At 54.3% G+C, this 5,983-nt stretch carries 7 protein-coding genes and 1 pseudogene; 4 read left to right on the top strand and 4 right to left on the bottom strand.

Features of this window, described 5'->3' with window-relative positions:
- Positions 1–156 precede the first annotated feature (156 nt).
- The 3 genes from BOW53_RS13600 (at position 157) to BOW53_RS12270 (ending at position 2,384) form a co-directional block, all read left to right on the top strand.
- The gene (locus BOW53_RS13600; protein ID WP_281254049.1) at positions 157–291 is read left to right on the top strand and encodes a hypothetical protein; all 135 of its coding nucleotides are present in this window, start codon (positions 157–159) and stop codon (positions 289–291) included.
- Positions 292–417: 126 nt separating this feature from the next.
- Entirely contained in the window at positions 418–1,797 is a 1,380-nt protein-coding gene (locus BOW53_RS12275) for an L-serine ammonia-lyase (RefSeq protein ID WP_078488264.1), read from the top strand.
- A 38-nt stretch (positions 1,798–1,835) separates the two neighbouring features.
- The gene (locus tag BOW53_RS12270; RefSeq protein ID WP_078488263.1) at positions 1,836–2,384 is read left to right on the top strand and encodes a DUF924 family protein; all 549 of its coding nucleotides are present in this window, start codon (positions 1,836–1,838) and stop codon (positions 2,382–2,384) included.
- Between the two features lie 73 nt (positions 2,385–2,457).
- On the opposite strand, the gene BOW53_RS12265 is transcribed toward BOW53_RS12270, so the two are convergent.
- The 4 genes from BOW53_RS12265 to BOW53_RS12250 all read right to left on the bottom strand — a co-directional run bounded on the left by BOW53_RS12265 (position 2,458) and on the right by BOW53_RS12250 (position 4,828).
- A complete protein-coding gene (locus BOW53_RS12265) occupies positions 2,458–2,976 on the bottom strand; it encodes a transglycosylase SLT domain-containing protein (RefSeq protein ID WP_078488262.1) in 519 nt (172 codons plus the stop codon).
- Between the two features lie 44 nt (positions 2,977–3,020).
- Positions 3,021–3,251, bottom strand: coding sequence for a DUF350 domain-containing protein (locus BOW53_RS12260; protein ID WP_078488261.1), 231 nt, complete (start codon positions 3,249–3,251; stop codon positions 3,021–3,023).
- Between the two features lie 92 nt (positions 3,252–3,343).
- A complete protein-coding gene (gene djlA, locus BOW53_RS12255) occupies positions 3,344–4,150 on the bottom strand; it encodes a co-chaperone DjlA (protein ID WP_078488260.1) in 807 nt (268 codons plus the stop codon).
- A 12-nt stretch (positions 4,151–4,162) separates the two neighbouring features.
- Positions 4,163–4,828 carry an energy-coupling factor ABC transporter permease gene (locus tag BOW53_RS12250; RefSeq protein WP_078488259.1) on the bottom strand — a complete coding sequence of 222 codons (666 nt, stop codon included), beginning with the start codon at positions 4,826–4,828 and terminating at the stop codon, positions 4,163–4,165.
- Between the two features lie 191 nt (positions 4,829–5,019).
- Between BOW53_RS12250 and BOW53_RS12245 the strand changes: the two are divergent.
- A pseudogene (locus BOW53_RS12245) lies at positions 5,020–5,886 on the top strand (aldo/keto reductase); the annotation flags it as partial.
- Positions 5,887–5,983: the final 97 nt, after the last annotated feature.

Raw genomic sequence — 5,983 nt, 5'->3', positions numbered from 1 at the left:
CCACTGGCTTCTAGGCTTTGCTGTCTCATCCTTTTCCTGGGAGTGGAGATCAATAGGTCGATGGTATACGATTTTCGAAATTAATCAGAGTTGCCCTAAAGACGAAAAAACCTAAGACGAACCGATCGTGCGATTGAGCCAGCTGAAGCGGATGAATTGCTACGCTTCTGCCAATATGGTGTGCTCTCCACTGTCGGCGAAGAGGGACTGGACCATATCCAGCTCGAGGAGAAGGCGGCCAAGGTGGTTAAGATCACAATCGGGCATCAGAGCGGCAAGGCGCGGAGGTAGCTCTCTTTCCCACAATACCTACCTGTCAAATTCAACGGTAAACCATGTTAGAACTGGCTGTAGTGTAATGTGCCATCATTAGGTTGTATTAATTCGCGCCAGGGCGACAGGCGGGATCGGTATTCAATGTTCATCAGCGTACTGGAACTTTTCAAGATCGGCATAGGCCCGTCGAGTTCACACACGGCAGGCCCCATGGTCGCCGCATGTGACTTCATTGCGCGTGCCGCAGCATTCATTTCAGAGCATGGGACCGATAGAAACATCCATGTTCGCTGTATCCTCAAGGGGTCCCTGGCTTACACGGGCAAGGGCCATGCCACGGATCGCGCGGTTGTTCTTGGGCTGCATGGCTACAATCCCGGGGACCTGGCCGGCCAGGATGTCGACGCCCTGGTCAATCGCATCTGGAAAAGTGACAGTATTTCGGTAAATGACAAACTGAGCATCCCGTTTTCAGCCGACAAAAATATCCTGTTCGACAAAGGCGCCCCCCTTTCGGAGCACCCGAACGGGATGATCTTCGAACTCCTTGGCCAGCCCAATGAGGTGCTGCTTTCTGAAATCTATTTCTCCATTGGCGGCGGCTTCATCAGCACCCTCGCAGAGATCAATCAGCTGGTTGCTCCGCTCAGGATGGAGCCCGCTGTCTCCTGCCCCTATCCTTTCGACTCTGCGCGATCCATGTTGGAAATGTCAGCCGAGAGCCAACTGCCCATAGCGGACATGAAACGCTTCAACGAGCGTCATCACAGCACAGAGGATGTGTTGAATCGTGGCCTGGACAGCATATGGCGTGCGATGCGGGACTGTATCGAAAAGGGGCTGACAACAGAGGGCACCCTACCCGGGGGGCTCGACCTGCCGCGCCGCGCAAAACACCTTCACCAACAACTTGAGGCCGATCCCGACGGTGCCACGGTCAATGACTGGCTGTGCGCATACGCCATGGCGGTAAACGAAGAGAATGCCGCCGGGCACATGGTGGTAACCGCTTCCACCAATGGCGCCGCGGGCGTCATACCGGCCGTGCTTTATCATTTCATCACCCACGAAGACGGAAACCAGGAACAGGTACGTGAGTTTCTCCTGACCGCCAGCGCCATCGGCGGCATCATCAAGCACCGAAGCTCGATCTCCGGGGCCGAGGTGGGTTGCCAGGGCGAGGTGGGCGCAGCTGCCTCCATGGCAGCTGCCGGGTTGTGTGCCGTTCGAGGAGGCACCCCGGAGCAGATTGAGAATGCTGCAGAGATCGCTCTGGAGCACCACCTCGGTATGACCTGCGACCCTGTAAACGGCCTTGTCCAGGTGCCCTGTATCGAACGAAGCGGCTTTGGCGCCATCAAGGCCTATGCAGCAGCCTCTCTCGCCATACGGGGCAGCGGGTCTCACTTCATGCCCCTGGATAACTGCATTGCCGCCATGAAGCAGACCGGCCTCGAGATGTCGGAGAAATACAAGGAGACCTCCCTGGGAGGACTCGCTGTCAGCATCACCGAGTGTTAAAGCCCTGTCCGAACCGAGAAATGGTTTCAGGAAACCTCATGACCATCACACCAGCCGAGATCATCGATTTCTGGTTTTCCGAACGGGTCAAAAAACAGTGGCTCTCTTCCACCGAAGCGCTGGATAAGGAAATCCGTGATCGATATCAAGCCCTGTGGAGAAAAGCCGCCGCCGGCGAACTTGATGACTGGCAAGACAGCCCCTTGGGCAGCCTTGCACTGGTGATCATTATGGATCAGTTCCCACTGAACATGTTTCGCAACCAGGCCACCAGTTTCAGCATGGAACAGAAGGCTGTTGAAATTACATGCCAGGGCATTGAAACCGGACAGCACCAGGAACTGGAGAAAGAACATCTCTCTTTCCTGTTTATGCCTTTGATGCATAGCGAAGACCTCGAGATGCAGGATCTATCGGTGAAGCTGTATCGGGAACACGGCCTGGATAGTAATCTCAAGTTCGCTGAACACCACCGGGACCTGATCAAACGGTTTGGTCGCTTCCCCCATCGCAACAGGATTCTGGGGCGAACAAGTACCATTGAGGAGGAACGGTACCTGCAATCGCATGAGGCATTCCTGGGTTAGTCCACCAGGCGCTGGATTAACTGTCGGAAAATAACATTGGCTTTAAGTCTCGAACGTGCAGGCTCGCTACACGCTATCGCTTTTTCATGAGTCCGTGGATCCGGCGAACATAGTGCCGTCTTTCCGATGGTGAGAACGGAGCTACCTGCTCCCACTGGGCGACTTTATCTGCTTTCTCTGCGGCCTTTTTATAGGCACGCCTGATCTTTGCATGACCGGCGTTATAGCTGGCAAAGGTAAAACTCAGCTTCTCACCGTTGGGCAGTTCTTTTTTCCAGCGCTTGTAGAGCTTGCGGTCATAGTAGATAGCGGCAGCGATATTCCAGTCGGGATCTTCGATATCCACAAAGTGAGGATTCTTGGCTTTGATCTCTTCAAATGTGGACGGCATGATCTGCATGATACCGATAGCCCCCGCCCTGCTCTTTGCCTTGGGCTTGAGGCCGGATTCTGCGATTCCCTGGGCCTTGAACCACTGCCAGTCCATGCCCGGACCGAAATAGCGCTTGGAGTATTTCTTGAAGGTGCGATCGTACTTGGTGGTCCAGTATTTATCCTTCACATGGTCCCCCTTGCCCGCCAGTGCAAGCATCGGAACCAATAACGTGGAGTAGAACCATCAGCGCCCGCGGATCATTAGTTCAGTCCCAACCCGATCACTAGGCCCATGGCGGTACCGATACTGATAAAGATACCCATGATCATCACACCCACTGCAAGATTGCCCTTGGCAAGCTCATCCGGAATGCTGAAGTTGACGATATGGCTGAACACCTTGCAGCCGAGCCACATGAAAAAGAGTGTGAGTGCACCGCCCATGATGGCGTAAACGAAGTTGAGCAGGATGGGATCGATTGAATCTGACATCCGGCAGCCTCCTTTGATTGGGTTGTTATAGTTTCAAACAAGAATAGGAGGCTTGGAGGCGGGGCTCAACCCCTTTTACAGGCAGGCAAGAACTAAATGCCCCGCGCTGACTTCACCTGCTCGTAGGCCTGGCGTATCTCGTGGGTCTTCTGAGTGGCCATTTTCATCATCTCTTCGGGCAGCCCCTTGGCCACCAGCTTGTCGGGGTGGTGCTGACTCATCAGGCGACGGTAGGCCTTCTTCACCTCGGCATCCGTGGCATCCGCATTCACGTTGAGTATCGCATAGGCATCGTTCAGTGTGGGCTTTGATGGCGGAGGCGCAGCACGGCCCCGACCTGCACCAGCGTAATGTCGCTCTGCACGTATCATCTTTTCAAGCCGCCTGAAGGCAAATTCCGGCACACCCAGGCGCCTGCAGATGTGCAGCAGCGACTGCTCTTCGGCACCGTCCATGCGTCCGTCGGCATAGGCCGCCTGGATCTGGATTTCGATGAACATCTGGATCAGGGTGTTGCGACGGTGACACTCCCGGCGAAACTGGTCCAGCACCTCGTCCAGGGGAAAATCGTCAGCCTTGCCCTGGTTGAACAGGTTGATGGCCGTATTGCGCATCTCGACATTCAGGTCCATCTCCCGCATCACCGTTTCGGCGAGTGCAATTTCATCCTTGGAAACCTGGCCGTCCGCCTTGGCAATCCGACCCATGACCGAGAATACCGTGGTAAAAAAAGCGGTCTGTACTCGCTCGCGGTCACCTGGACCAAGCTCCTCGGCGCCTTCCATCCCCTTCATCCCCTTGTCCAGACTGTGACCGAGCACGGCACCCAGCAAGGCACCCAGTGGCCCACCCAACATGAAACCGAACGCCCCGCCGGCAACTTTACCCCACCAACTCAAACCGATACCTCCTCATTTACCCTTGATATAAAGCTCGTCACTGAACGAATAGACCCATTGCGGACGATAGACTACCAGAACCGTAATTATCCAGCCGTTCAGAAATGCCTCGGGCATTGCCATCAGCGGGAAAAACGGGATGAAAGTCTCCTTCAGTTCGACCAGGGAGTATCCCCCGCTCAATATCAGCAGCCCTGTTGCAACGTAACCACTGACCAGCATCACCAGGCCTGCTGTCAAAAAACCATTGACCAGCACGTAGATGAAGAAGTTCTTCGGCAGCAGGGAGCGTACCAGCACCAGGATGACTTGGGTCAGGGTAACCGGCAGCACACCCAACACCAGTGCATTGAGTGCAAATGCCGACCATGCATTGTCACCATTGATCGTTACTCCCAGCAGGGCAATGCTGTTTGCAATCACCCCAAATGACCAGCCGAACATCAATGTGATAGTGGTAACCCCAAGGAGATGGAAGCTAAGGCCGTCGTTGATACGCGCATCCATGCTCCAGAGTACCAGCAAGACCACACAGCTACCGAGAAAAACGTGCCACTGCTCTGCCTCAAGCAGCCGACGCCAGGGCGACATTCGCAGTGCATAGAATAGAGCCAGGCCGTAGAAAGCACCTATCCACCAGAGCACAGTATTTGAAAAAAGGCCCTCGGCCAACTGCATGAATTCTTTACCCTTCAGTCCTCTCCACCACTATCCCCTCGCCATCTACACTGTGAATATAACGATTTATACCCGATTTCCACTGCAATAGTCTCTGAATTGATCCAAGCCTTCAGCCCTGAAACAATTCATTGATACAATCCAAACGTCTCGGAGCCGCATCAGAGACAATCAACAACAAGGGCCTTCCGATGGAATATCGCCAACTCGGGCGCACCGATATAAAAGTTAGCGCACTCTGCCTGGGCACCATGACCTTTGGCGAGCAGAACACCGAAGTCGAAGCTCACCAGCAACTGGACCGTGCGCTCGACGCTGGTATCAATTTCATAGACACCGCCGAGATGTATCCTGTTCCGCCCAAGGCCGATACCCAGGGCAGAACCGAGGCATACATCGGCAGCTGGCTGGCCAAACGAGGCTGTCGCGACAGCCTTGTCATCGCAACCAAGGTGGTTGGCGCTGCCGACTGGCTGCCCTATATACGCGATGGCAATCCTCACCTGGATCGCAAGAATATCGAAGCAGCCATTGATGGAAGCTTGCGCAGACTACGAACCGATGTCATCGACATTTATCAACTCCACTGGCCGGACAGGGCAACCAACTTCTTCGGTAGGCTGGGTTACTTGCACCCGGGACAGGAGCATAGTGTCCCAATATCAGAAACCCTGGAGGTACTTGCGGACCTGGTAAAGGCGGGAAAAATCCGGCATATCGGCATTTCCAATGAAACGCCCTGGGGAATGATGTAATACATGAAACTGGCAGAAGAAAACGAATTACCGAGAGTCGTCAGCATTCAAAATCCCTATAACCTCCTCAACCGTACCTTCGAAATCGGTCTTGCTGAAATCAGCCACCGTGAAGATGCCGGGTTACTGGCATACTCCCCAATGGCCTTTGGTGTGCTGTCAGGGAAATATCTCGCAAAGTCGCCACCGGCAAACGCCCGCTTGACCTTATTCGAGCGTTTCTCGCGTTATTCCAATCCCCAAGCAGAAATCGCCACCCGCGCCTATGTCGACCTGGCACACCACCACGGAGTGGATCCGGCCTGTTGATTTGCAGTTAAAACTGACCCAGGTTTTGCATCTAATATTGACCCGCCTAGATAGCCGGATTATGGCCTGAGATTACTTTCTTTTTCCAGTT

Origin of the sequence: Solemya velesiana gill symbiont (assembly GCF_002020805.1) — a bacterium.
In the GTDB taxonomy this organism is placed as follows: domain Bacteria; phylum Pseudomonadota; class Gammaproteobacteria; order Chromatiales; family Chromatiaceae; genus Sedimenticola_A.
Note: the sequence above shows the minus strand (reverse complement) of the source record. Positions and strands in the feature narration are given on the sequence as shown.